At 43.6% G+C, this 23,081-nt stretch carries 21 protein-coding genes; 16 read left to right on the top strand and 5 right to left on the bottom strand.

Annotated elements, in window-relative coordinates; translation table 11 throughout:
- Window positions 1–48 precede the first annotated feature (48 nt).
- The 5 genes from ACETMN_RS32870 to ACETMN_RS32850 all read left to right on the top strand — a co-directional run bounded on the left by ACETMN_RS32870 (window position 49) and on the right by ACETMN_RS32850 (window position 6,526).
- A complete protein-coding gene (locus ACETMN_RS32870; protein WP_091012255.1) occupies window positions 49–243 on the top strand; it encodes a hypothetical protein in 195 nt (64 codons plus the stop codon).
- A 167-nt stretch (window positions 244–410) separates the two neighbouring features.
- Window positions 411–1,505 (top strand): bifunctional glycosyltransferase family 2/GtrA family protein, encoded by a 1,095-nt coding sequence (locus ACETMN_RS32865; protein WP_091012257.1) that lies wholly within the window; start codon window positions 411–413, stop codon window positions 1,503–1,505.
- Window positions 1,505–3,796: a glycosyltransferase family 2 protein gene (locus ACETMN_RS32860; RefSeq protein WP_179198383.1), complete on the top strand. Its 2,292-nt coding sequence runs from the start codon at window positions 1,505–1,507 to the stop codon at window positions 3,794–3,796. The genes ACETMN_RS32865 and ACETMN_RS32860 overlap by 1 nt, the downstream gene beginning before the upstream one ends.
- A gap of 11 nt (window positions 3,797–3,807) precedes the next feature.
- Window positions 3,808–5,661, top strand: coding sequence for a hypothetical protein (locus ACETMN_RS32855; protein WP_411735620.1), 1,854 nt, complete (start codon window positions 3,808–3,810; stop codon window positions 5,659–5,661).
- A 295-nt stretch (window positions 5,662–5,956) separates the two neighbouring features.
- Entirely contained in the window at window positions 5,957–6,526 is a 570-nt protein-coding gene (locus ACETMN_RS32850; RefSeq protein ID WP_411735619.1) for a leucine-rich repeat domain-containing protein, read from the top strand.
- 174 nt (window positions 6,527–6,700) lie between these two features.
- Here ACETMN_RS32850 and ACETMN_RS32845 read toward each other — a convergent pair whose 3' ends face one another.
- Window positions 6,701–7,792 (bottom strand): GntR family transcriptional regulator, encoded by a 1,092-nt coding sequence (locus ACETMN_RS32845; protein ID WP_411735618.1) that lies wholly within the window; start codon window positions 7,790–7,792, stop codon window positions 6,701–6,703.
- Window positions 7,793–8,230: 438 nt separating this feature from the next.
- On the opposite strand from ACETMN_RS32845, the gene ACETMN_RS32840 reads away from it, so the two are divergent.
- The 7 genes from ACETMN_RS32840 to ACETMN_RS32810 all read left to right on the top strand — a co-directional run bounded on the left by ACETMN_RS32840 (window position 8,231) and on the right by ACETMN_RS32810 (window position 17,484).
- Window positions 8,231–9,856 (top strand): xylulokinase, encoded by a 1,626-nt coding sequence (locus tag ACETMN_RS32840; protein ID WP_411735617.1) that lies wholly within the window; start codon window positions 8,231–8,233, stop codon window positions 9,854–9,856.
- A gap of 175 nt (window positions 9,857–10,031) precedes the next feature.
- Window positions 10,032–10,727, top strand: a complete 696-nt coding sequence (locus ACETMN_RS32835) for an L-ribulose-5-phosphate 4-epimerase (protein WP_047840995.1) — start codon at window positions 10,032–10,034, stop codon at window positions 10,725–10,727.
- 445 nt (window positions 10,728–11,172) lie between these two features.
- Window positions 11,173–12,597: an L-arabinose isomerase gene (araA, locus tag ACETMN_RS32830; protein WP_411735616.1), complete on the top strand. Its 1,425-nt coding sequence runs from the start codon at window positions 11,173–11,175 to the stop codon at window positions 12,595–12,597.
- 166 nt (window positions 12,598–12,763) lie between these two features.
- A complete protein-coding gene (locus ACETMN_RS32825) occupies window positions 12,764–13,645 on the top strand; it encodes an AAC(3) family N-acetyltransferase (protein ID WP_411735615.1) in 882 nt (293 codons plus the stop codon).
- 401 nt (window positions 13,646–14,046) lie between these two features.
- Window positions 14,047–15,741: a diguanylate cyclase gene (locus ACETMN_RS32820; protein ID WP_411735614.1), complete on the top strand. Its 1,695-nt coding sequence runs from the start codon at window positions 14,047–14,049 to the stop codon at window positions 15,739–15,741.
- A gap of 61 nt (window positions 15,742–15,802) precedes the next feature.
- Window positions 15,803–16,399, top strand: coding sequence for a hypothetical protein (locus ACETMN_RS32815; RefSeq protein ID WP_411735613.1), 597 nt, complete (start codon window positions 15,803–15,805; stop codon window positions 16,397–16,399).
- Entirely contained in the window at window positions 16,396–17,484 is a 1,089-nt protein-coding gene (locus tag ACETMN_RS32810; protein WP_411735612.1) for a DUF262 domain-containing protein, read from the top strand. Before ACETMN_RS32815 ends, ACETMN_RS32810 begins: the two co-directional genes overlap by 4 nt.
- Before the next feature lie 118 nt (window positions 17,485–17,602).
- Here the strand turns inward: ACETMN_RS32810 and ACETMN_RS32805 are convergent, their stop codons facing one another.
- Entirely contained in the window at window positions 17,603–18,760 is a 1,158-nt protein-coding gene (locus ACETMN_RS32805) for a hypothetical protein (protein ID WP_411735611.1), read from the bottom strand.
- A gap of 173 nt (window positions 18,761–18,933) precedes the next feature.
- On the bottom strand, window positions 18,934–19,281 hold the full coding sequence (locus tag ACETMN_RS32800) for a helix-turn-helix domain-containing protein (RefSeq protein ID WP_411735610.1): 348 nt from the start codon (window positions 19,279–19,281) through the stop codon (window positions 18,934–18,936).
- A gap of 154 nt (window positions 19,282–19,435) precedes the next feature.
- On the opposite strand from ACETMN_RS32800, the gene ACETMN_RS32795 reads away from it, so the two are divergent.
- The 4 genes from ACETMN_RS32795 to ACETMN_RS32780 all read left to right on the top strand — a co-directional run bounded on the left by ACETMN_RS32795 (window position 19,436) and on the right by ACETMN_RS32780 (window position 22,514).
- Window positions 19,436–20,239: a DNA-binding protein gene (locus ACETMN_RS32795; protein ID WP_411735609.1), complete on the top strand. Its 804-nt coding sequence runs from the start codon at window positions 19,436–19,438 to the stop codon at window positions 20,237–20,239.
- 186 nt (window positions 20,240–20,425) lie between these two features.
- Entirely contained in the window at window positions 20,426–21,628 is a 1,203-nt protein-coding gene (locus tag ACETMN_RS32790) for a WXG100 family type VII secretion target (protein WP_411735608.1), read from the top strand.
- Window positions 21,629–21,630: 2 nt separating this feature from the next.
- Entirely contained in the window at window positions 21,631–22,047 is a 417-nt protein-coding gene (locus ACETMN_RS32785) for a hypothetical protein (protein WP_411735607.1), read from the top strand.
- Between the two features lie 62 nt (window positions 22,048–22,109).
- A complete protein-coding gene (locus ACETMN_RS32780; protein WP_411735606.1) occupies window positions 22,110–22,514 on the top strand; it encodes an Imm7 family immunity protein in 405 nt (134 codons plus the stop codon).
- Window positions 22,515–22,570: 56 nt separating this feature from the next.
- On the opposite strand, the gene ACETMN_RS32775 is transcribed toward ACETMN_RS32780, so the two are convergent.
- The gene (locus ACETMN_RS32775; RefSeq protein WP_411735605.1) at window positions 22,571–22,786 is read right to left on the bottom strand and encodes a hypothetical protein; all 216 of its coding nucleotides are present in this window, start codon (window positions 22,784–22,786) and stop codon (window positions 22,571–22,573) included.
- Entirely contained in the window at window positions 22,780–22,995 is a 216-nt protein-coding gene (locus ACETMN_RS32770) for a hypothetical protein (RefSeq protein ID WP_411735604.1), read from the bottom strand. The genes ACETMN_RS32775 and ACETMN_RS32770 overlap by 7 nt, the downstream gene beginning before the upstream one ends.
- Window positions 22,996–23,081 lie beyond the last annotated feature (86 nt).

Below are 23,081 nucleotides of genomic sequence, written 5' to 3'. Positions count from 1 at the left end.
TTCGTGATCCGCATAAGTGGCCATCCGTCTAGATTTGTAAGTCGAAGCATGTCCAATTGGTCGATGGAGACAGAAGATGAACTATTACGAGAAAAGACTGTATTCTGGGGAGGCGTTCATTCACGCTTCGAGTGGCTTCTGGATACGCAGGCGCACTTCTATCACCACCGTGGACAACTGCATGCTATGCTTGTACATGTGCTGAAACGAGAGCCAAATGTGCAATTGTTCGAGTGGTGCTAGACCAACCCTCAACTAGTATTTTCCGCCTATAAACTAGCTTATAAAAGGGTGCAACTTTTTTACCAATATATATACAAGTTATTCGTTTACTGTATGCCTTTTCGATGTTATACTCACAATATTCAAAAAAGAATTTGTGAAAATATGTCGAATTGAGGCTTATCGGGATGATTATAGATAGACAAAACGGCGAAACGATCATCCTCATTCCATCGCTTGAACCGGATGAGAGACTTCCAGCCTATGTACGGCAATTGCGAGAGTATGGATTTACTAATATTGTTATTGTGGACGACGGATCTGGTGAGGCCTACCAGTCGATTTTCGAGGAGCTTCGTGAGAACGGTTGTGCTCTGCTGACACATGCGGAAAATCAGGGCAAAGGTGCTGCACTCAAGACCGGATTTGAGTATATTGGGAAGCAATTCGACGCATCTTCTTTCGTCGTAACCGCAGATTCAGACGGACAACACGCAGCTGAGGATGTATACCGCATAGCCCAAGAAACAAGGCTTCATCCGGATTCGTTGGTGCTCGGGGTAAGGAACTTCAGCGAGGGGAATATCCCCCCAAAGTCCCTGTTAGGCAATCGGATGACCTCCTTTATTTTTGCCATGCTCTATGGTAAAAAACTGTCAGATACCCAGACTGGGCTTCGTGCCTTCGGTCCAGGGTTACTTGCGTTTATGCAGGATGTTCGCGGCACTCGATTTGAATATGAGCTGCAGATGCTTATCTCGTGCATTCAGTCTGGGATACCGATTCATACCATGCCAATCCAAGTCATCTATGAGAATGGCAATGCGGGCACTCATTTTAAAGCGATCCAGGATAGTGCTCGGGTCATGGGGGTGTTGTTCTCCAATTTCCTGCGGTTCATCTCATCATCGGTGGCTAGTTCTGTTGTGGATTTGGGCATTGCCTGGTTTTTAATAGACGCGTTGCGGCCCGTGTTGGGTGAGCAGCACTATTTAAGAATTCTGCTTGCAACCGTGATTGCGAGAGTTATTTCCATTGTAGTCAACTATGTACTGAACAGACATTTTGTATTCCGCAAGGAGGATAGCCAGGGAAGTTTATGGCGCTATCTAACGTTATGTGGAGTAGTGATTTTGCTTTCCAGTACCGGTGTATATATATTCCATACCGTTCTCTTCGTAGATGAGAAATTGGCGAAATTCGTCTGTGATGCCTTGCTGTTCCTGCTCAGTTTCCAATTGCAGCGAAGATGGGTATTTGCAGCAAGGAGGAAGCAGTTGTAGTGCAAAACGAAAAAAGGCAGAATATCTTTTTTGTCATCACGATGATCCTGATGTCGATTTATTTGGTATGGCGTACGTTCTTTACGTTGCCATGGGGTGAAGGCGTTCTGAACGTCATTTTTGGTATGCTGTTGATTGTCGCTGAAACGGTCACCGTACTGACAACCTTTGAATTATTCTTTCAAAAGATGCAAAAAGAACGTACACAGCTCGACTTTCCAATTGTGCCACCGGAATATTATCCGGATGTGGATGTATTTATTGCTACGCATAATGAGCCTGTTGATCTGTTATATAAAACGGTTAATGCCTGTACGTTCATGGATTACCCGGACAAGCAGAAGGTTCATATCTATCTCTGTGACGATGGAGCGAGACCAGAGGTGGAGGAGCTTGCCAGACAGTTTGGCGTGGGATATCTGGGGTTCCCCGGAAACAAGGATGCCAAGTCTGGTAATCTGAACAATGCACTGAGCAAAAGCTCTTCGCCGCTCATTGCAACGTTTGATGCGGATATGATTCCACAGCACACCTTTTTGATGAAAACGGTACCCTATTTCATGCTCTCCACGTTTATTAAGGAGAATGAGGTATGGCGTCCTCGCCGAGAGGACGAGATGGACCCTAAGTTCAAGCTTGGTCTGGTACAGACCCCGCAAAGCTTCTACAATCCGGATCTATTCCAGTTTAACCTGTATGCAGAGCAAGGTATTCCGAATGAACAGGATTTCTTCTCCAGAGAAGTGAACATCCTGCGTAATGCCTCCAATGCGGTAGCCTATACAGGAAGTAATACGATCATTTCCCGGCAGGGCATGGAAGACATCGGAGGTTTTCCGCTTAATACGATCACCGAGGACTTTGAGACAAGCATCCGCTTGCAGCAGGAAGGTTATATTACCTATGCTACTCAGGAAGTTCAAGCTGCCGGGCAGACGACAACCACAGTTAAGAGCATGATTAAGCAACGGATTCGCTGGGCAAGGGGTATCATTCAGAGCCTGCAGAATACGCGTGCACCTATATCGGGGAAGCTTCCTTTCTGGACGAGAGTAACCTACTTGAGCAGTTTCTTATACTGGTGGTCCTTCTTTAACCGCTTGATATTCATTTTGGCGCCTATTTTGTTTGCGTTATTCGACTTCCAGATTGTAAATACAACCTTCTGGCAAATCTTAATATTCTGGCTTCCATCCTATTTCTTCTATAGTCTATCCATGCGATATCTGTCCAGCAATATTCGGAATCAGCGATGGAGTCAGGTTATCGATACGATATTTATGCCTTATCTGATCTGGCCGGTTCTCCTGGAGACGGTGGGCATTCGTGAGAAAAAGTTCAAAGTTACCAACAAAAGCAGAGCGAACGGTCGACAATGGATGTCTGCTCTGTTATATGCACTTCCGCATATTTTCCTGCTGTTGCTTTCCATTGCGGCCGTGATTCGGTATGTCAACGGCAAGTACGGGATCGCGCTGTTCTTCAGCAGTATCATTATTTTCTGGCTGGTTCATAACATGATCGCGCTATGTTACGCCCTGTTCTTCATGATTGGCCGTCGTGCGTATCGGGAGACAGAACGGATTCGGGCGCAGGAAGATGTCATGATCCACGATCAAGCCAACAATCTGCGGTATCAGGCCAAAACGGTGGATGTATCTGAACAAGGGATTGCCTTCTATGTCCCTTATCCCATTTATTTGGCTGAGCAGAAGATCATCTCTCTGGTCGTCAAAACCGAGCGATATGAGGCCAACCTCGATGCAGTCATCGTTTATGTGAAACAGGATGGAGAGGGCTGGCGTTACTCCGCAACGGTTCAGCCAGTCGATGAGCATGATAACCGCCAATATATGCAAATCATCTACGACCGTAAACACTCCTTGCCAGAGCAGATGAATCTGTGGGATACGGCTTATGACGATATGTTACGTAATGTGAAAAAACGTATTGTTCAACCCAGATCGGATCAGCGAAAAATGCCGCGGCTTTCCCTTCAGCTTCCAGTTCATTTCACCAATGATTCTAGCTGTACACTGCGAAGCTTCAATTATCGTTTCTTTTCCGCGACGGGTTTCCATGGGGATATTGCTTCGGGAGCGGTGGTTACTTTTTATACGAAGAGTAATATTGAAGTCATTCTGCAACATACGGGAAAAACGACAGCCCGTGAGCGCGAAGTACTTCTCTCGGTGGAGAATATCGATGATATTGTAGAGAAGGGCCTGATCGACCAATTGCTGACTGATTTGATTCAGCCACATTCCGATCGTTCCACCAGAGAGGGTTAGGAGAGACCAAGATGCTCATTGTGCTTCATTTTGTGATGGGAGTTTTATTGATAATCTCCTTTGTTGGTTATATGCAGTTTGTTCGGAAGACACTTGCACTACGGTGGGAGTTTATCCCTGTATTTGTGTTTTCCTCGATTGCCTGCATCGTATATTTCGCTGGCTTGGCAGGTCAGCTCTTTATAGGAAGTATCATTGTGTTGATACTAGGTTTGGTGTTTGTTAGAGGTACGCTGGTTCGAGCTGTCCTACAAGGGACCAAGCCAAATGTATTGTTCTCGTTATTTCAGTTTTCTTTTCTGGGCGGAACGTTCATCTTTTTGCTGATTCTGTTCCAAAATGAACTGACACACTACGATAATTTCTCGCACTGGGCTATCGTTTTGAAGCAGATGTTGAGTACAAATGCCTTTCCGACGCCAGACTCCAACCTGATTGATTTTAAAAACTATCCGCTTGGGACTTCGTCATTTATTTATTATGTCTGTCGCTTCATGGGGCATTCCCAGTCCGTGATGCTTTTGGCACAAGGTCTGCTGATCTTTTCCTGTTTTTATGCCATGTTCGGCATCGTTTCGGAGAAGAAACGCTTTCTTTTGTACGCTTTTCTCGGACTCGGTTTATCGACGCTTTCTTTTTTCAATCTTACGATTCGGATTACCAATTTACTCGTGGATTTCTTGCTTCCGATCTACGCGCTCGCGATCCTGGCGGTTATTTACCAATATCGTCATGAGATCAAAAAGGCATGTATTGTTGTTCTTCCGCTTGCCGGATTGCTAACCATTATCAAAAGCACAGGGATTATTTTCGCCGCGATCGGCCTAATCTTCCTGGTGTATACATGGTTGAGAAATGGGCAGCGTTCGAACTGGAAAGTCGGACTGGCTGTGCTGGGTGCCATTGGTGGTTCATTACTTCCGTATTTCGGCTGGAGCTGGCGAATGGCGACGGTATTCCAAGGGATTGATAACAAGTTCGAGGGCACAGCCTCGGTGATCAAAGCGGGCAAGACGGGGGAACAGAAATGGGAGATTCTGATGCTCTTCCTGAAATCAAGCATGGATATCACGTCCAGGCCTGTGCTCGGCATTGTACTTTTCCAGCTTGTCGCGATCGGTGCTTCGATATTTGCCGTTGTTGTACTCAAGAAGAAGTGGAACTTATGGAAAGCATTAATTGCGCTGGACGTTGTAGTGTTACTGTACTATGCAGGTATCCTGGCGTTATATCTCTTCTCCATGCCTCTCGACGAGGCCATTGTCCTGGCAGGATTTGAGCGTTATGCATCAAGTATCGTGGTGCTGTTTGCCGGTGGATTGGTGTTGTGCGCTGCGATTGATCTGGAGCGTTCATTCCACTACCGGATCGGTGAAGTGCCTGATTATCAAGCCTTTAAGACGGTCAAGACGAAGGGTCATTATCAAAAAGGGATTATCGGCTGTATGGCGGTTGCGGCGACCATCCTTTTATCGGAATACAACGGGATCGTCTCGATTGCCAAGACCTACGATACAACGCTCCCTTACAAGATTCATGCGGTTACCGGTGATCGGTGGTACCCAGGTGGGCAGGAGGATAATAATAGATATCTCTTCTACGCCTCAGACAGGGACCAGCAGGTCACGAACTATTACATGCAATATGTAGGGAAGTATTTCTTATATGCTCCACATGTGGACGGGATCGTGTTGTTCTATGAGGATAATATGGACAACCTTCTGAGCGGCTACGATTATCTGGTGGTCGTCGAGACGGATTTCAATGCCAAGTGGTTGCTGAAAAAACATTATGGCATCGACATGCAGGAAGGTATCTACAAAATCACCCGTTCCGGGGATCAGATCGTTCTTACACGTACTTGAGATCCCAGGTGTTGGAATCCTGCCCGTGATAAAGGCAATATCCATGCATTTCATTCCAGATAACGGTGTATTGCCAGTATAAAATGTAGGGAGACTCTGTATGCGTAATCCATTCATCAAAAATTTGATTGTTATATGTTTGGTGTTAGTTCTATTACCAACAACGAGTGTAATGGCTGCGTCGTCGCTTATTAAGGACCCAGTCCTGGCCAAAGTTATTCGAGCAGATTTGAAGCTGCCTGCTAAGAAGGAAATAAAGGCCGGCGATTTAAAAAAACTAAAATCCATATATGCTATGGAAACGAAAAGTAAGATTTCCAACTTGCAAGGTCTTGAACATGCCGTTAATATGACGGATTTATTCTTGCCTGGCCAAAATATAAAAAATATTAAACCACTCAACAAGTTAAAGAAATTGACGTTCTTAGCGGTTGAGGGCAATCAGATTACAGATATCTCGCCATTATCAGGTCTGGCTAATCTGCAAAATCTGGTTATGGATGATAACAAAATCAAAAGCTTGGCTCCATTAAAAAATATGCGTAAGCTGACCAGTCTGCTCGCCAGTGGGAATCAGGTGACTGATCTAAGTCCTCTTCAGAAGTTAAAGCTGGAATGGCTCATTATGAATGATAATACAATTCAGGATCTGACACCTTTAAAAAATCATCCGACCTTGGGGTATCTATATGTAGAAGATAACCTCATTAAGGATATTGCAGTGCTCGAAACCATCCCACATCTGACAGAGGTATATCTGGCGAACAATCCTTTGAATGATCGTGCTGAGCAGGTAGTAGAGAACCTGAAGAAAAAAGGCGTCGTTGTAAGCTTGGTAAGCGAAGAAGCGGATCAGGCGCAGTAAGTGGTGTCTGTTTCGGCTAAAGCAGATTAAATTATTTATATCGGAAAAGGTTAATCCCTCATTATATGGAACAAGAACAAAGAAGGCCGCAGATGATTCTGACGGCCTTCTTTAAGTGTGTTGGACAGGAACGCTCGGTAACAACTTTCTCGCTTTTCCGTTTCCGCACCAATATTACTCCACTTCGATCTCCTTCACCGTCTCCCCCTCAACCAGCACCGGCTGATAGTAGGTGTTCGTTGGCAGATCCTTTTTGCCTTGCAGATTCTTGATTACCCAATCGGCAGCATCACGGCCCATCTGCTCTTGCGGATGAGTTAGTGTGGTGAGCCGGATGTTGGCGTTCTTGGCGATGTATGAATTGTCCTGTCCAATGATGGATAACTCATCCGGGATCGAGATACCCAGTTGCCTACAGGCGTGCACGACTTCAAGACCTACTTCATCGTTGTAACAAACGAGTGCGGTCAGCGAATCTCTGTTTTCGTCCAGATACGCTGCTACATTAGAGGATAACTCCGGTTTCGATGCGGTATCAAAGGAAAGCACTTGATCAGGATGGAACCGTAACTTCGCTTCACCAAGTGCTTTGATGTACCCTTTCATCCTGTACTTACCCTGCAAATCATCCATTTTCGCAATAATGCCGATCTGGGTATGGCCTTTGGCGATCAATTCACGTGTGGCGAGATAACTGGATTGCACGTCATCCAGACAGAAGAAAGGAACCTCCAGCTCTTCATAAAAGGCATTAATCATCGTAAACGGTACATCCTGCTCCTTGAATGACAGGTAGTATGCAATATTGGGATTATACAGATTACTTTTGGTCGGTTCCACAATCAGGCCATCCACACCGTAGGAGAGCATCATTTCGAGTGCTTTTTTCTCCTGTGCCACATCGTTATTGGTGCTGGCGAGCAGTAACGAGTAGTTGTCCTCATTCAGACGACTCTCAATACCGCGGATAATGGAAGGAAAGATGTAATCCGAGATGTATGTTGTAATCACGCCAATGGTTTTTTTTGACGTATTGCCGCCTGATCGGGATCGATACTGATTGCTAACATAAGTTCCTGAACCCTTTTCGCTTCGTAAAAATCCTTCGTTTGATAACTCCAAAATAGCCTTTCGCACCGTCTGGCGACTTACATTGTAGCTTTCCTGTAATGCCAACTCGGTTGGAATCTGTTCGCCTATGCTATATGCCCCCGAGAGGATATGACTCTTTATATCATCAATGATGATCTGGTATTTTGGCTTCACGTAGTCCACTTCTTTCATCGTTACTCATCTATATCAACCTTGTTGTTCAATAGTTGTACGTACATATTTTAGCATGATTCAGTTTGAATGCATATAAAACAGCACATTTTTCGAAATAAACCGTACATATCCTACCTTTTAGCAGAGAGGTGTACCTTACAGCATAGCCATTTTATAGCCGTATATGACCTTTGAATGCTCAATTAGAGTACAATATGTGTCCTTTGTAAGTATAACTATTATATATGATTGACAAATGTACGTACAAAAAATATACTAAGGCTGTCAGAAAAGGAAAGCGCATTCTTTGAAAACACAGATTTTTGAACAACCTCTTATACAAAATTCATGAGTAGTTACTGCATAAGTAGAAGCTTCACCTTATATATGCATCCTTAGGGATGTGGAATGACAACCGGAGAGGGGATACACGTGATTATGAGTCAATTGGACTTGAAAGAAGCCATCACTAATGGCGCTACTTCGCTCGGAATTGAATTTGGATCAACGCGGATTAAGGCGGTGTTGATTGACGAGCGTTTTGAGACCATCGCGTCAGGCAGTTATGAATGGGAGAACCTTCTGAAAGACGGATATTGGACGTACAACCAGGAGGATATCATCACAGGTCTGCAAACGGCTTATCGTGAGATGAAGCAAGATGTGGAACAAAAATACGGAATTACGCTGCGAACGGTGGGTTCGATCGGATTTTCGGCCATGATGCACGGATATGTGGCATTGGATAGCGCTGGCGAACTGCTGGTGCCTTTCCGCACCTGGCGTAACGCGACGACGGGAGCAGCTGCTAGGGAGCTGACGGAACTTCTGCAATTCAATATTCCTGAACGCTGGAGCATTGCCCACTTGTACCAAGCCATCTTAAACGAAGAGGTACACGTACCTCAGATCGATCATCTGACTACTTTGGCAGGATATATCCACTGGTTACTGACAGGCAATAAGGCGATTGGCATCGGCGATGCTTCAGGCATTTTCCCAATTGACGAGGCTACACATAATTACCACCCATCCATGATCCAACAGTTCGATGAACGGATCGCAGGCAAAGGTTATCCGTGGAAGGTCGAGGACCTGCTTCCGAAGGTATATCTCGCTGGTGAGAACGCAGGTGCATTGACAGAAGAGGGGGCCAAGTTGCTTGACCCTTCGCAAGATCTGCAAGCAGGCATTCCGCTCTGCCCGCCAGAGGGCGATGCCGGAACGGGTATGGTGGCAACGAATAGCGTGAAGAAACGCACGGGGAACATCTCGGTCGGCACCTCGGTATTTGCCATGATCGTACTGGAGAAGGAACTATCCAAAGTGTATCCGGAGATCGATATGGTCACCACACCGGATGGTAGCCCAGTAGGGATGGTGCATGCCAACAACTGTTCCAGTGATATCAACGCCTGGGTGGGACTGTTCCGTGAGTTTTCTCAAGCGATGGGATATGAAGTGGATAACGGCAAGTTGTTCAGCGTGCTGTTTAACAAGGCTTTGGAGGCAGACCCTGATGGTGGTGGCTTGCTTAGCTACGGTTACTACTCCGGCGAGAACATTACAGGCCTTGAAAAAGGCCGTCCATTGTTCGTCCGCTCCCCGGAAAGCAACTTCAATCTGGCGAACTTCATGCGGACACATCTGTTCAGTGCATTCGGTGCACTCAAGCTGGGTATGGACATTTTGACGGAGGAAGAGAATGTAGCCATTGATAGCATTTTGGCTCACGGTGGTCTGTTCAAGACCCCTGTCGTCGGACAACGAATTGTAGCTGCTGCAATGAACGTACCGGTGTCGGTAATGTCTACCGCTGGTGAAGGTGGCGCATGGGGCATGGCGCTTCTGGCTTCGTACATGATCAACAAGGATCAAGAGGAGAGCCTGGATGTGTTCCTGGAGCAGAAAGTCTTCAACGATGTTGAGGGAGTCGAAGTGGCGCCAGATGCATCGGATGTGAAGGGATTTGAAGCATTTATCGAACGCTACCGGAGTGGACTTGCGATTGAGCATGCAGCTGTAAACCATCTGGTAGAGAACGTTCAAAAAGACCGCTTTTGATTACGAAGGATGCCTAGTGGCATCATCAACATCGAATATAGAATTCAGCCGAAATGTCCGTTGCTCACGTAGCTCTATCTACGCTCCGCTACTCCATTTCTAGCTTCATCCCATCTTCTCGGTACTGAAAACCGACTTTTTGAACACGCACTATTAGAGAACGGGAGGGAATAACATGTTAGAACAACTGAAAGAAGAGGTATTCCAGGCGAATCTGGAACTGCCCAAGCATGGACTTGTAAAATTCACTTGGGGTAACGTCAGCGCAATCGATCGGGAAAGCGGTCTGTTCGTCATTAAACCAAGTGGCGTAAGCTACGATGTGATGAAAGCAAGCGATATGGTTGTGGTTGATCTGGACGGTAACGTGGTGGAGGGTGAGATGAGACCTTCCTCGGACACCGCAACACATGCCGTACTATATAAGCATTACTCGGAGATTGGTGGCATTGTGCATACACACTCCACGTGGGCAACCATCTGGGCGCAAGCCGGACTGGATGTTCCTGTAATGGGAACCACACATGCGGATACGTTCTATGGGGCGGTGCCTTGTGCACGTTTCCTGAACCAGGACGAGGTGGATCGTGGATACGAAGCGGAGACAGGACGTGTCATTATTGAAACGTTTGAACAGCGTGGAATTGATGTGATGGCGGTTCCGGCAGTACTGCTTCATGGTCACGCACCATTTACATGGGGGAAAGATGCCAAGTCAGCAGTGGTGAACAGTGTCGTGCTGGAGGAAGTATGCAAAATGAACCTGTACGCGCGGCAGTTAAATAACTTCGCAAAAGAACTACCACAAGGCATCCTGGATAAACACTATCTGCGTAAACACGGAAAAGACGCGTATTACGGACAAAAGTGATTAGTTTGCGTATCGATCGGATGACACTAATCCAATCGAAAAGGTCTTGTGCTACTACTGCCAACGAAGTTGTATAAAACTTTTACACGATAACGGAGAAGACAGAAGAAAGCTGGAGAAGCGGAGCGTTCACCTTTATCCCCGGATTTTCCCTTTAGAAAAGGGAATCAAAAAAATCTGGGGATAACAGTGATCGGAAGATTATTCTGGCTTCGCAGTGGTCCAGTGTAACCCATTTGTTTAACCATACTTTTTACACGATAACGGAGAGTGCAGAACCAATCTGAAGAAGCGAAGCGCTCGCCTTTATAACCGGATATCATCCTTATTAAAATTGATCAAAGAAATCCGGGGATAACCAGCGATCAGAAGATGGTACTGCAATCGGAGTGACTAGTGTAAACCCATTTGTCCAACTATAAAATAATGAAATGAGGATGATTATATGTCAGCAACAGCAGCAAAAGAGTTCTGGTTTGTGGTCGGTTCACAGCACTTGTACGGTGAAGAAGCACTGGGTGAAGTAAAAGCTAACGCACAGAAAATCACGGATGCCCTTAATGCCAGCGGTGTTCTGCCATACCCGCTCGTATTGCAGGATCTGGCGGTAACCGCAGATAAAATCACGAGCATCATGAAAGAAGTCAATTATCGCGACGAAGTAGCAGGTGTCATCACATGGATGCATACATTCTCCCCGGCGAAAATGTGGATCCGTGGTACAAAATTGCTGCAAAAACCTTTGCTGCACTTGGCGACTCAATTCAACGAAAGCATTCCGTGGGCAACCATCGATATGGACTTCATGAACCTGAACCAAGCGGCACATGGTGACCGCGAATATGGCTTCATTAATGCTCGTTTGAAAAAACAAAATAAAATCGTTGTTGGCTACTGGGAGCGCCCGGAAGTGCAGCAACAGGTTGCAGACTGGATGGACGTAGCGGTTGCCTTTAACGAAGGTTTCAACCTCAAAGTTGCTCGCTTCGGAGATAACATGCGCAACGTTGGCGTGACCGAAGGGGATAAAGTGGAAGCGCAGATCCAATTCGGATGGACGGTTGATTACTTCGGCATTGGCGACCTCGTGCAATACGTGAACGCCGTAACAGAGCAGGAAATCGATGATCTGATTGCTCAGTATAAAGACCTGTACGAATTCGATTATGGCACGAACAGCAAGGAAGCTTGGGAAGCCAGCGTACGTGTGCAAGCAAGCTATGAGATTGCGATCAAACGTTTCCTGGACGATGGTGGGTACAGTGCCTTCACGACAAACTTCGAAGATCTGCATGGCATGAAACAGCTTCCGGGCCTGGCAGTGCAACGCCTGATGGCGCAAGGGTACGGATTTGCCGGTGAGGGTGACTGGAAAACAGCTGCACTGGATCGTTTGCTGAAAATCATGGCCCATAACGAGAACACGGGCTTCATGGAAGATTATACCTACGAGATGGCTGCTGGACAGGAAGCGATCCTGCAATCCCATATGCTTGAAGTAGATCCTACACTGGCTAGCACAAAACCAAGAATCATCGTGTCCCCACTGGGCATTGGCGATCGTGAAGATCCGGCGCGTCTTGTATTCGATGGCAAGGCAGGCGAAGGTGTCGTGGTTTCCATGGCAGACTTCGGTACACATTACAAATTGCTGATCAATGAAGTATCTGCATTCGAGCCTACCGTTCCAGCACCTAACCTGCCGGTAGCACGTGTATTGTGGAGCGTGAAGCCGAACTTCCAGGATGGCGTTAGAGCATGGATCGAAAATGGTGGCGGTCACCATACGGTTGTATCCTTGAACCTGACGACAGATCAGATCGTGACATATGCGAAGCTGGTGAATCTGGAGTACGTTATTATTAAGTAAAAGTGGATTGGCAGCTACTGCCTGAACTCAACCAATTTTTTTCTCTGTGGCCGGGGGTTAACCCTCGGCCCTTTGTTTGTTATGCTGAGAAGCATGATGTGAAGCTGAGCAAGAATTTGCTTTTCCATCGAAAAGAGATAAGAAATGTAGGAGGTAAGGAAAGGATATGTACACAAAAGAAAGCTTGATGCAGCAACTGGAGCAGCTCGGTTTGGATCGCCAAGGTACGTTGCTTATGCACTCTTCAATGAAGAGTTTGGGCGAGGTTGAAGGTGGAGCAAATACGGTGCTTGATGCCTGCAGCGATTATATGAAAGACGGATTGTTGGTGCTTCCCACTCATACGTGGTCTACCATTAATGCGGATAACCCAATGTTTCACGTGGAAAATTCTGTATGCTGCGTGGGTATTCTACCTGAGCTTTTCCGTAAACGTCCGGGCGTGGTTCGTTCGTGGCATCCTACACACTCGGTAGCGGCACTCGGGAGGGATGCAGAGGCATTTACGAAGGACGATCATCTCTTTGATACACCGTGTGCGAGAGGTTCAGTATGGGGGAAACTGCTGGATCGGAAAGCGACGATCTTGTTAGTAGGCGTTGACTTGAAGCGGAACACATTTATCCATGGCGTCGAAGAGTGGGTGGACATTCCAGGCAGAATGACGGACGAGCATGAGATGCTTTATTCGGTTTTACCGGATGGAAGCCAGATTTCAGTACCGTCCCGCAGACATAGTGGGTTGCCGTGGTCGGAGCATTTCTGGAAAGTAGACGAGGTATTGGTTCGCGAAGGTGCAATGCGTAAAGGACAGCTCGGTGATGCCGTTGTTAGAGTGTGCGATGCGGCTAAGACGTCAGAGGTAATCACGGAGTTGCTGAAGGATAACCCAGACTTATTCTCAGACAACGAACCCTTTTATTCCCCTAAATATGAATCTGATCTGGTCGGGATGAGTCATGAAGCATATCTCAGAAACGAGACACGTTATAAGCAACAATTGGAGCTGTTGATCGCTGAGAAGCAGGTCGTTGAAGGCGAACGTTGACTTGGTCATGAGCAAATCATAGCCAAAGTACGGGAAGAGTAGATGTCCCCGATCAGAAGGTTAAGTACTACTGCCGGAGAGATAAACTCCGCGAATGATATGGGTTATTTGAATCAAACCAATTGCTGGCTGGCCGCTCCGTTGGATATGGGCGGTTTTTTTTGTGGAACAGTCAGATTCCTTCACAAAAACGCAAAATAGATCAGGATTTCGATCAGAGGTTGGTCAGACTTCCAGTGTATGGGCTACTCACCCTTATGGTGGTGTGATAAGATATGGTTAAATTAACCAATGTTTGACGTAGCGGTATTGTATAGGTGTTTATTGAAGTTTTATATAGGTATCCCATAGAATTATGAGCAATCACGTTGTCATTGTAGCATCTAAGAAGGAGAAGATTCGTGAACCCATTAGTATGGTATGATCTCTTTTTATTCGTCCTATTGTTCGGTGTAGGTGTATATGTGTTTGCTACGGTTAGAATTACGAACTTACATAAGGTGTACTTTTTGTTTCACGGGTTGATGATGCTCTGGCCTTTCTGTCAATTTGCCAGTACACTCACGGATGATTCTGGTCTGCAGTTGTTCTATGTCATGTTGTCTTTCGTTGCGGTCTCTCTGCTTGGGAGCGGGTGGCTTCTACTGACGATCTTTATTACCGGTTACGCGGAGCGGTTGAGTGCAAAAGGAACCTTCCTGCTATTTGTCCCTGCGGTGATCGGGGCTATAGGTGTAGTCGCAAATCCATGGAACGAGTTCGTCATTCCCCTGGAGGGCGGGTACATCGAGCGGGCTTACGGCCCTTGGTTCTGGGTTGTGATGGTTATTCTGGTGAGCTATTTCTTGGCTTCCCTCGTCGTTCTGTTCCGGGCGGTGTATTCATCGCAGACGTCTGCCATGATCAAAAAACAGGTACGGATCACCCTATGGGGTATCTTGGTGTTGGCTGTTTTTGCAACAATCGATGCGATTCTGAATGTCGTTCTAGCCCGCTGGTTGCCGATCATTCCTGGCATGACATCGCTGGGGATCTTTCTGTCGGACCTGTTCTTCGTCTATGTGATCAAAAGATACAATGTGTTCGATCTGGTCTCCATCGCGCATGAGGACGTGATCAATACGATTCCATATGGCATCCTGGTACTGGATGAGAATGAAGTCATTGTTGAAGCGAACAAAGCCTCGCGATCCTTTATGGATCTGCATGTGGGGGATTCTTTTGATATGGAAGCCTTTCTGGAGTCTGTTCAAGTCGTGGGCAGCTGTCGGGAGTTCGTGAATCATTATAAGAAAAAAGAAAATACCCTATCTCACATTGAAGTGATCGTGGAGCGGGACAACAACATTCGGCACTATATCCTGCAATCTTCTCCGATTGTGGATTCGGCTCTTGTACCGATTGGTCATATCCTTACGTTCCAGGATGTCTCACAGGAGCGTTTCTATGTGAAAGAGATGAATCGCCAGAACGTAACGCTTCAGGAGCGAAACCAGGCGCTGGACCTGATCCGTCAGGAGTTATCTGAGGCCAATCGCAAACTGGAGGAACTCGCACTGACAGACAGTTTAACCAACTGTTACAACCGTCGATATCTGACCCAACACCTGAATCATGAGGTGATTACCAATATTCAATACAAAACACCATTTTCACTCCTGTTGCTCGATATTGACTACTTCAAAGCGATCAATGATCGCTACGGACATGTCATCGGGGATGAAGTGCTCGTCCGCACGGCGGAGGCGGTCAAACAATCGATTCGCAGTACCGATATTCTGACGCGCTATGGCGGGGAAGAGTTCATGATCTACCTTCCGCACACGGAGCATGATTTGGCGAACCAGATCGCGGAGCGCGTGAGAACAGCTGTGGAGTCCAACCGCATCATGGTGGATCACGAGATTATGCAGGTGTCGATTACGATTAGTATTGGGATTCTGTCCTTTGAGGACTTTGAAGTGGAGCATGTGCCAGACAATCCGGAGGGATATTTGACCCAGCTGTTTGCTGCGGTGGATAAGGCCTTGTATCAGGCGAAGCAGAATGGGCGGAACAGAGTGGAGTTTGCGGAGTTTGAGCGGGGAGTTGTTTGAAGTAATTTTATAAAATGTATTTCCTGTGAATCCTTAGTATAATAAAGTAGAGGTGTTATAAATGCACACAGAAACTCTAAAACGAGACTGGAATACTGAAGTATCAAAGGAAGAAATAGTAAGGAAGTTATATATTTGTTACCCTACAAAAGCATTTGAAGGAAGAGAAGAGATTGGGTTTCACATATTCAATGAGATAAGTAATTTTTTTAAAGTTCCTTTTAGCGCAGTTCATGTTGTTGGCTCGGCAAAGACAGGAACAAGTTACTTTAAATCGACTGAATTTGTAGAGGGTAAATCAGATCTTGATATTGCTATCATAAGCCCAGAATTATTTATGAGTTACATGGAGTTGAGTTACATTGTTACAAAAGGATATAGTGATCAAAGTGTTTTCAAAATAGATCCTCGTAGTAGAAGACCTGTAACTGAACAGTTCAGAGATTACTTATCTAAGGGTATATTTAGACCTGACTTAATGCCTCAATGTAATGAAAAACAAGAATGGTGGAACTTTTTTAATAAATTATCAAATCAACATCATGGTTTATTTAAAAATATAAATGCTGGTATTTACGCAACTCAATATTTTTTTGAATTTAAACAAATAGAAGCTCTAAAAAAGTACATGGAGAAATTAGGAGGAATAAGTTTATGATGAATGTCAAATATAGTGTGCGTACAAGACAGTTATTGGATATAGTTAATGAAATTAAATCGAATCGAATTATTCTATCGCCATATTTTCAAAGAAACTTTGTTTGGCGAGAAATACACAGAATCGACTTTATTAAAACAATAATGATGGGACTCCCTTTTCCAGAGATTTTTGTTGCGAAAGGTGACCTAGATGTGGTGGCCATGGTAACAACATCTTTTATTGTTGATGGACAGCAACGACTTAACAGTATAATAGGATTTATAGAAGGGAATCTGGAAGTTGATGGAAAAAAATGGGCTACACTTTCAAACGAAGAGAAAGAGGCATTTCTGAAATATGAAATGGCAGTGATTGAATTAGACATAAGACATGATGATCCTCAAGTATTAGAAATATTTAAAAGATTGAATAGAACTTACTATTCATTATCCAACATAGAGAAGATGTCATCGGAATACGGTCCGACTGAAATCATGCTGATTGCTAAGCTTCTTATCGGAGACATTGTACGAGAAGTGGAAGAAGATGATGATAATGATGAATCTGATCCTACAACAATTTACAAGCCAAACTTTCCAATACAATTCCTGGAATGGTCAAAAAATCAAAATATTGAAGAAATAAAGAGTTTATTAATAGACTCCCCTATATTTACTGGATACGAAAAATCCAGACAAGTTCCGTTAATGTTGGCATTAAATATTCTGGGCACAATAAAAATGGGTATTTTTGCAAGAAATATAAGTAAGGATGCACTTATCCGATATTCAGAAGAATATCCTGATAAAGATTCAGTCATGATCAAGTTAAACAATGTAGCAAAGCTAATAATGTCGATGGATCTTGATACTAAGTCATACTGGTATAATAAGGCTAATGCATTTACTCTTATAACTAGCTTATATGAGAAAATAGAAAATTTAGATATATCAGTTGAAGAATTGAAAGAGAGACTTGAGTCATTTGAACAAAATATACCAGCAGATTATGCATTAGCGGCTAAAGAGGGAGTCAATAATAAGCAAGAAAGATTGTTAAGAAATGAGTATATGATGAAAATTATAAATGGTGATAATTTTTAGTTTTGTATAATTACAGCCTACTCTTAGAAAGTTGATAATCCAAATTCGTGTGCTATATTTCGAATTTGGATTATTAAATATACATAGGTATTTTATTTTTGAGTTAATGAACATTGATTCAAAAATTCAATGAGGGAGGTTCATCAAACCCTCGATTACCAATACCAAGTATTCTATTGAAAAATATTTCACTGATAAAAGTTGCGGGTAAATCGTAATTTCTTTTATATTTTGTGATAATCCAATTTTCAGCTAGAGCCCTCTCCCCCATCCTTTGACAATTAGTGATTACAGAATTAGCAGCTTGTTTTTTAGGGATTTTTGATTCTTGATAATACTTTGTAGCGTTAGCGATACTTCTGTATATAATTGCATAAATCTGAGATGTGGAAAAGTTCAACAACAAGTCTTTTAACAAAGCTACAGTTTTTTCTCCAATTGAAAATTCAAACCCGACCTTTTCAAGGCTATAGGTTAAATACTGTTTACATTCTTCAAGAGCAATTTCTTGCCAAAGAGAATAACAAAAGTCTACATCTTCTAAAAAAGAGCTCCTATCTGGATTAAGCATTCTATCTACGGGTTCATCTACATTCACATGATACAAAACTTTGTAGGTGTAGAATGTATTTGGAAAGTCCTCAATTTCATCCTTGAAGGCATTCGCTGAAGAAGAAGGATGAACAGCTATTATTCTCTTATGAAATAATGATTTAACTAATTCTTCGGTCATTGAATTACTAGGTGTGAGTATTTGGAGATATTTATTTACGGGTTCTATATATCCCAAACTCTCATCTAACCCAGCTCTTAGTAAAGTAGCCAAATATAATTTATCACGAAGATTTAGATCTTCAAATTTCACTTTAGTTAATTTGTTCAATTGATATGTAGAGAATATCTTTTCCTGTTGAATTTTTTTATTTTTGTATTCTGTTTCTTTTCTTAATGTGAAGCAAGAAGAGCAGGAGCAATTTTTGGAATCTTGATGTCCGCAAGCAGGGCAGGTTGGTATACTATTTTTATAGTATGAAGACCTTGACTGTCTTGGGCGAATTAGTAGTGAATTTTCACAGTAGAGACATCTAGTATCTTCAACAATTGGAGGAAACAACTTATATAGACCAGAAGGGCTTACATTTACACTATATTCGATAATTAACTCTGCTGTTTTATCCCCGTTGTAGTATCTGTATATAAGATCATTTAATTCATCAATAGAAAGATGTTGTAATTTTGCATGAATAGATTGTTTATTAACCAAATCATTCGACATAATACGATCACCTCATAGATAGTATATCACGATTGTGATTTTCAAAAAATGGTGACCCAGGATGAAGAACAAACCTACCTCACTAGTCCCTTTTGTTGTAGATAGAATGGATGCTTAGATTATGAAACCTTAGATAGGATTGCTGCTATGAAATTGGACTGTTGTTTTTGAAATTAGAGTAGCTTAAAGATTCTTTCGTTAATTTCTAGAATTGTTTCTATCTGCTTTTTGTTTAGGTTTCCTGTAGCAACAATGAATTCATCAATGGCTCTTATCCGTACAATTGTATTTTCTTCACCTTCAATAGTTTTATCTAAATACATTAATTCACTCATAGAAATATCTAAGGCGAGTAGAACCTTCTCCAACGTATCTATGGAAAAGTTTCTTTCGCCTCTTTCTAATGCTCCGATATATCTATAATCTAAACCAGCAATATCAGCCAGCTTTTGTTGCGTAAGCCCTTTAGTGTTTCGCATTGCTCTAATTCGTGTGCCTATTAATTGGCGTAACCCTGACATATGAATCACCTCATATTAAGCTTAGATAAGATGGGTCATAAAAGTCAGGTTAAAATATATAGCAATAATGGTACAATTTACGCATTTTAAGTAGTATAATAAAAGGGTATCATCACTTCACAGGAGTAATATTCTATCAAAGGAGGATCTTCTTTTGCGAACTGCTATCCTAAAATCACTCAAACCGGACATCATTGTTGAAATGTTGGATATGGCTGTGGCTTTTGAAAATTGGAACAAGGTGATGGAGAGGGCGGACATGTTATATCTATGTGTGCAGTCGATCCATGAAGAGCGGCAGGAGTATCAGTCAAAGGGAGTGCCTGCACCACACATACACATCGAGCGGCCCTTGGTCTACTATTACGGGTTCAGTCACCTAATGCGGGGTATGGCTCACCAGAAGATGGGACAGGTAGATCAGGCGCGGGCATGTATCGATCAATATGCAGAACTGGGGTGGATGGAGGATCTGGATGAGGTAGGTATGCAGGTGGTGCAGGAATTCAAGCATAAGGCACAGGTGAATCGGTATGCTCTTGAGATTGAAGCCGGGCAGGTGGAGCTTCTGGAAGAGTTTGTAAACTTTTTGCTTGAGCATCCGGAGGAATGGTTGGCAGGTCTGAAGGTGATTACGGAGGCAGCAGTGCGGCATAGATGGCAGATTGATCGGGTTTTACAGGTGTTCGAGGATCAGATGCAGGGCGATGGTAGGAAAATAGATTCTTCAAACAACGATGATATGTACCATTACTGTTATCAGCGGGCTTTGTATGAACAGTGGATGGGAAGGCCACAGAAGGCCGTGGAGTTCATTTTGAAGGCGATTCGTTTAGCGGATAAGCTTGGGGTGGATCGGTATTTTATAAGGTGCACGGCATTGTTGGAATCATTGCGGGAAGAGGCGACAGCGGAGCAGATTGGACGGTATCGAGTGATGTTGGAGGAAATGAAGTAGGAAAGGTATTTACTGAAACTGGTAGGATATGCCTTGAAGTGGGTATATGCATATAGGACCATAGCACTGATGAGTAGCACAGCTTGTGTTTTTACCAGGGTGAAATCAGGATGTTAGCCGGATAGTTTACATATTACACTTCTGCTAACATAGGATAATCCTATTTCGAATGAGCGGAGAAACGTTATGAGTACAATCAAAGTTACCCCTGAACAACTACATCACGTATCGAATCAGGTGGATCAGGCCAGACAACAGTTGGAGAGTATACGAAGTGATCTGACGAGACAGATCATGTTCGTTCAGATGATGTGGATGGGCGCGACGCAGGAGCGATTTTACTATGAGTTCGAGCAGTCACGACCTATACTGGATAAAGCGCTGGAGAGTATGGTGAATACATCGAAGGAATTGAAGGATATCGCCACGCGTTTCCAAGATGCAGATGCTCAGAAGGTAAGTCTGGGTAGTGCAATTGGAGCGGTCGGTGCCGCAGCTATGATGACCAAATCATCAGGTGATTCAGGTTCGGGTGACAAGGGCTATCGGATGGCGCAAATCAATATGTTCGGTAAATTGGTATGGATGCCTGTCAACGAGAATGGTGTTGCGGATCAGGCTGCTCTTCAGGCTTATCAGAGGGATCAGGGAAATCTGGATTTTAATCGCATGCAAGCTGTAAACGTTGAACCGCCTGGGGAAGATATTTTTGCGTTACAGATCAAGGCGTTTGAGATGGGGATTCATCCTACGACAGGAGAGCCTGTATCCGATAAGTATGCTCAGATGATGGTGACCTCTCTGAAGTTTAGTCAGATATTCATGGCGATTCAGATGGTTCGCGGGAGTATGCCGGGCAGTAAAGGGCCTTACCGATTGCCTGCTTCTAATCCTGCTGTGGCGAAGATTAAGCAGAATATTGAGGCTGCAAGTACAGGTAGTAAGAGCCCGGGAAATATAGTATCATCACAAAAAATCAATAATAGGTTTCCTGATGATGCTCAAGCTGGGAAAGAGTTCACCTTTAGTATAGAGAGCGGAAGACTGAAAGATGTAAATGGACTTAATGAGATGGATTTTGTTATAGACATGAAAAACAAACTTCATATAGGAAGAGGTCATTCTTTCCTAGCAAATGGTGAGTCTGTTCAAGCAGCAGGGAAGCTAAAGATAAATGCGGATGGACAGGTTAGAAGAATCACTAACTTATCTGGACATTACACTCCCTCAGTTGAACAAACAAGAGCATTTCCACAAATTCTGGAACAGGCTGGGGTAAGAACCAAAAATGCATGGTTAGAAATATTCTCTATAGATACAACTCCTTCAGGATATGTTAATACCAATGAACTTGTTAAAGTCTCAAGTACGAAAATTTCAGGGAAGTAGGAATGACTTTGGAACAGATAAAACAGATGAATAAAGAAATATTCAAAGAAAATTTATTAAAGACAATTCAAGAAATCTCAAATGAAATTGGGTTAACATCTAGTGAATATAGATTCATTATCGAGCCTGTGAGGGAAAAGGATAAGCCATTGAATAGTGCAGATGATATGATGCGATTGAATATTTTGAGTGAGGATAATATAGGAGGAAAGCAGTTACCGTTAATCAATACGGTGAATGTTCTTTGCGGTCTAGAGCCAATGGTGCCTATATGGATTAATGTAATCTTTATAGGTCTAGATGAAGCAACAGCGATCTTTAAATTACAGTGTAGTCTAAGGTTTAGAAAGCCTACTTTGCTGAGAAATGTTGAAACAGGACATGCTCCCTTTAAAGCGATTATTGAAAGAACAAATTAAAAATAATGACCTTTATAGTCAACTAGCCCACATAGATACGGATGAGGGGTTGTGAAGAGATTATGTACGAATATCATGGCTGGGCAACCATTAGAGAGTGTGCGTCGTTTGAAGAAGATGAGTATCAATATGGTTTAGTTATTCAACATCTGCGGGAATATGTAGAGGAGCTAAATTGGCCTACAGGTGTTTTGGACTTGAGAGCAGTTAATGGTGACTTTCAACTATGGATAGCGGGCCTAGATAATCACAAACCTGTATCAAAATATGATCCCGCCGAAGTGTTGAAAAAGGTAGGTGAAATAGCTCCGGGTTCCTATGGAATTCTTTATGTAAGAGATAGTGATGATACGGAATCCTTCAATCAGTTTAAGGTCTACACTTTAATCCGAGGTAAAGTAATGGAGAATAATGATCCCTTTCTCTCCCCATTCATACCTAAACTAGAAGATGATTACGATGGATAATTCATATCGAACTTTTCAGCATGTAGTCACTTTGAATACAGGCTATGATAACACTCTTATTCTATGGCATCATAAAGTTCCGACATTCGGTCAGCCAATTCCAACTGCGGCTGCATTCGCTGATGATTCATATCGGTAGGTGTCATGTACAGCACTTCTTTTCCCTGCTCAAACATTGTGACATGGAACAATACCCCTGTAGCACCTTCTTGATCTGGATCAATTACAATTTCTAAATCGCGTACCTTTTCAATCCATTCCTGAATCAGCACTTGATCTGTAGTTGTTTTTTAGTACCATCACCACCACTCATCATTTCAATAGAATCAACCTGTGTAATATCGCCAGGAGAGAAGGTGTGTAGCTCCTTCGGTATTTTACTTACTCTGACTTGATTGGGCTCAATAGAACTTTGGCAGCCGCTAAGAATCAGGACCATAACTGTAGCAAACATTAAGGCGATAAGTGAATATCTTCTCATCATACTCCCCCCCTCTAGTCCTCAAACGCAATTGGTGTTTGAAATGTTCCGCATAAACTTCATCTGGTTTAACTTCTAAAAGAAAA

This window comes from Paenibacillus sp. M2, assembly GCF_046713495.1.
GTDB lineage: Bacteria > Bacillota > Bacilli > Paenibacillales > Paenibacillaceae > Paenibacillus > Paenibacillus amylolyticus_B.
Note: the sequence above shows the minus strand (reverse complement) of the source record. Positions and strands in the feature narration are given on the sequence as shown.

Coding starts and splice junctions, on each gene's coding strand:
- ACETMN_RS32870 (WP_091012255.1), top strand. CDS start 49: ATGTCCAATTGGTCGATGGAGACAGAAGATGAACTATTACGAGAAAAG.
- ACETMN_RS32865 (WP_091012257.1), top strand. CDS start 411: ATGATTATAGATAGACAAAACGGCGAAACGATCATCCTCATTCCATCG.
- ACETMN_RS32855 (WP_411735620.1), top strand. CDS start 3,808: ATGCTCATTGTGCTTCATTTTGTGATGGGAGTTTTATTGATAATCTCC.
- ACETMN_RS32850 (WP_411735619.1), top strand. CDS start 5,957: ATGGAAACGAAAAGTAAGATTTCCAACTTGCAAGGTCTTGAACATGCC.
- ACETMN_RS32840 (WP_411735617.1), top strand. CDS start 8,231: ATGAGTCAATTGGACTTGAAAGAAGCCATCACTAATGGCGCTACTTCG.
- ACETMN_RS32835 (WP_047840995.1), top strand. CDS start 10,032: ATGTTAGAACAACTGAAAGAAGAGGTATTCCAGGCGAATCTGGAACTG.
- araA (WP_411735616.1), top strand. CDS start 11,173: ATGTCAGCAACAGCAGCAAAAGAGTTCTGGTTTGTGGTCGGTTCACAG.
- ACETMN_RS32825 (WP_411735615.1), top strand. CDS start 12,764: ATGTACACAAAAGAAAGCTTGATGCAGCAACTGGAGCAGCTCGGTTTG.
- ACETMN_RS32815 (WP_411735613.1), top strand. CDS start 15,803: ATGCACACAGAAACTCTAAAACGAGACTGGAATACTGAAGTATCAAAG.
- ACETMN_RS32810 (WP_411735612.1), top strand. CDS start 16,396: ATGATGAATGTCAAATATAGTGTGCGTACAAGACAGTTATTGGATATA.
- ACETMN_RS32805 (WP_411735611.1), bottom strand. CDS start 18,760: ATGTCGAATGATTTGGTTAATAAACAATCTATTCATGCAAAATTACAA.
- ACETMN_RS32800 (WP_411735610.1), bottom strand. CDS start 19,281: ATGTCAGGGTTACGCCAATTAATAGGCACACGAATTAGAGCAATGCGA.
- ACETMN_RS32790 (WP_411735608.1), top strand. CDS start 20,426: ATGAGTACAATCAAAGTTACCCCTGAACAACTACATCACGTATCGAAT.
- ACETMN_RS32785 (WP_411735607.1), top strand. CDS start 21,631: ATGACTTTGGAACAGATAAAACAGATGAATAAAGAAATATTCAAAGAA.
- ACETMN_RS32780 (WP_411735606.1), top strand. CDS start 22,110: ATGTACGAATATCATGGCTGGGCAACCATTAGAGAGTGTGCGTCGTTT.
- ACETMN_RS32770 (WP_411735604.1), bottom strand. CDS start 22,995: ATGAGAAGATATTCACTTATCGCCTTAATGTTTGCTACAGTTATGGTC.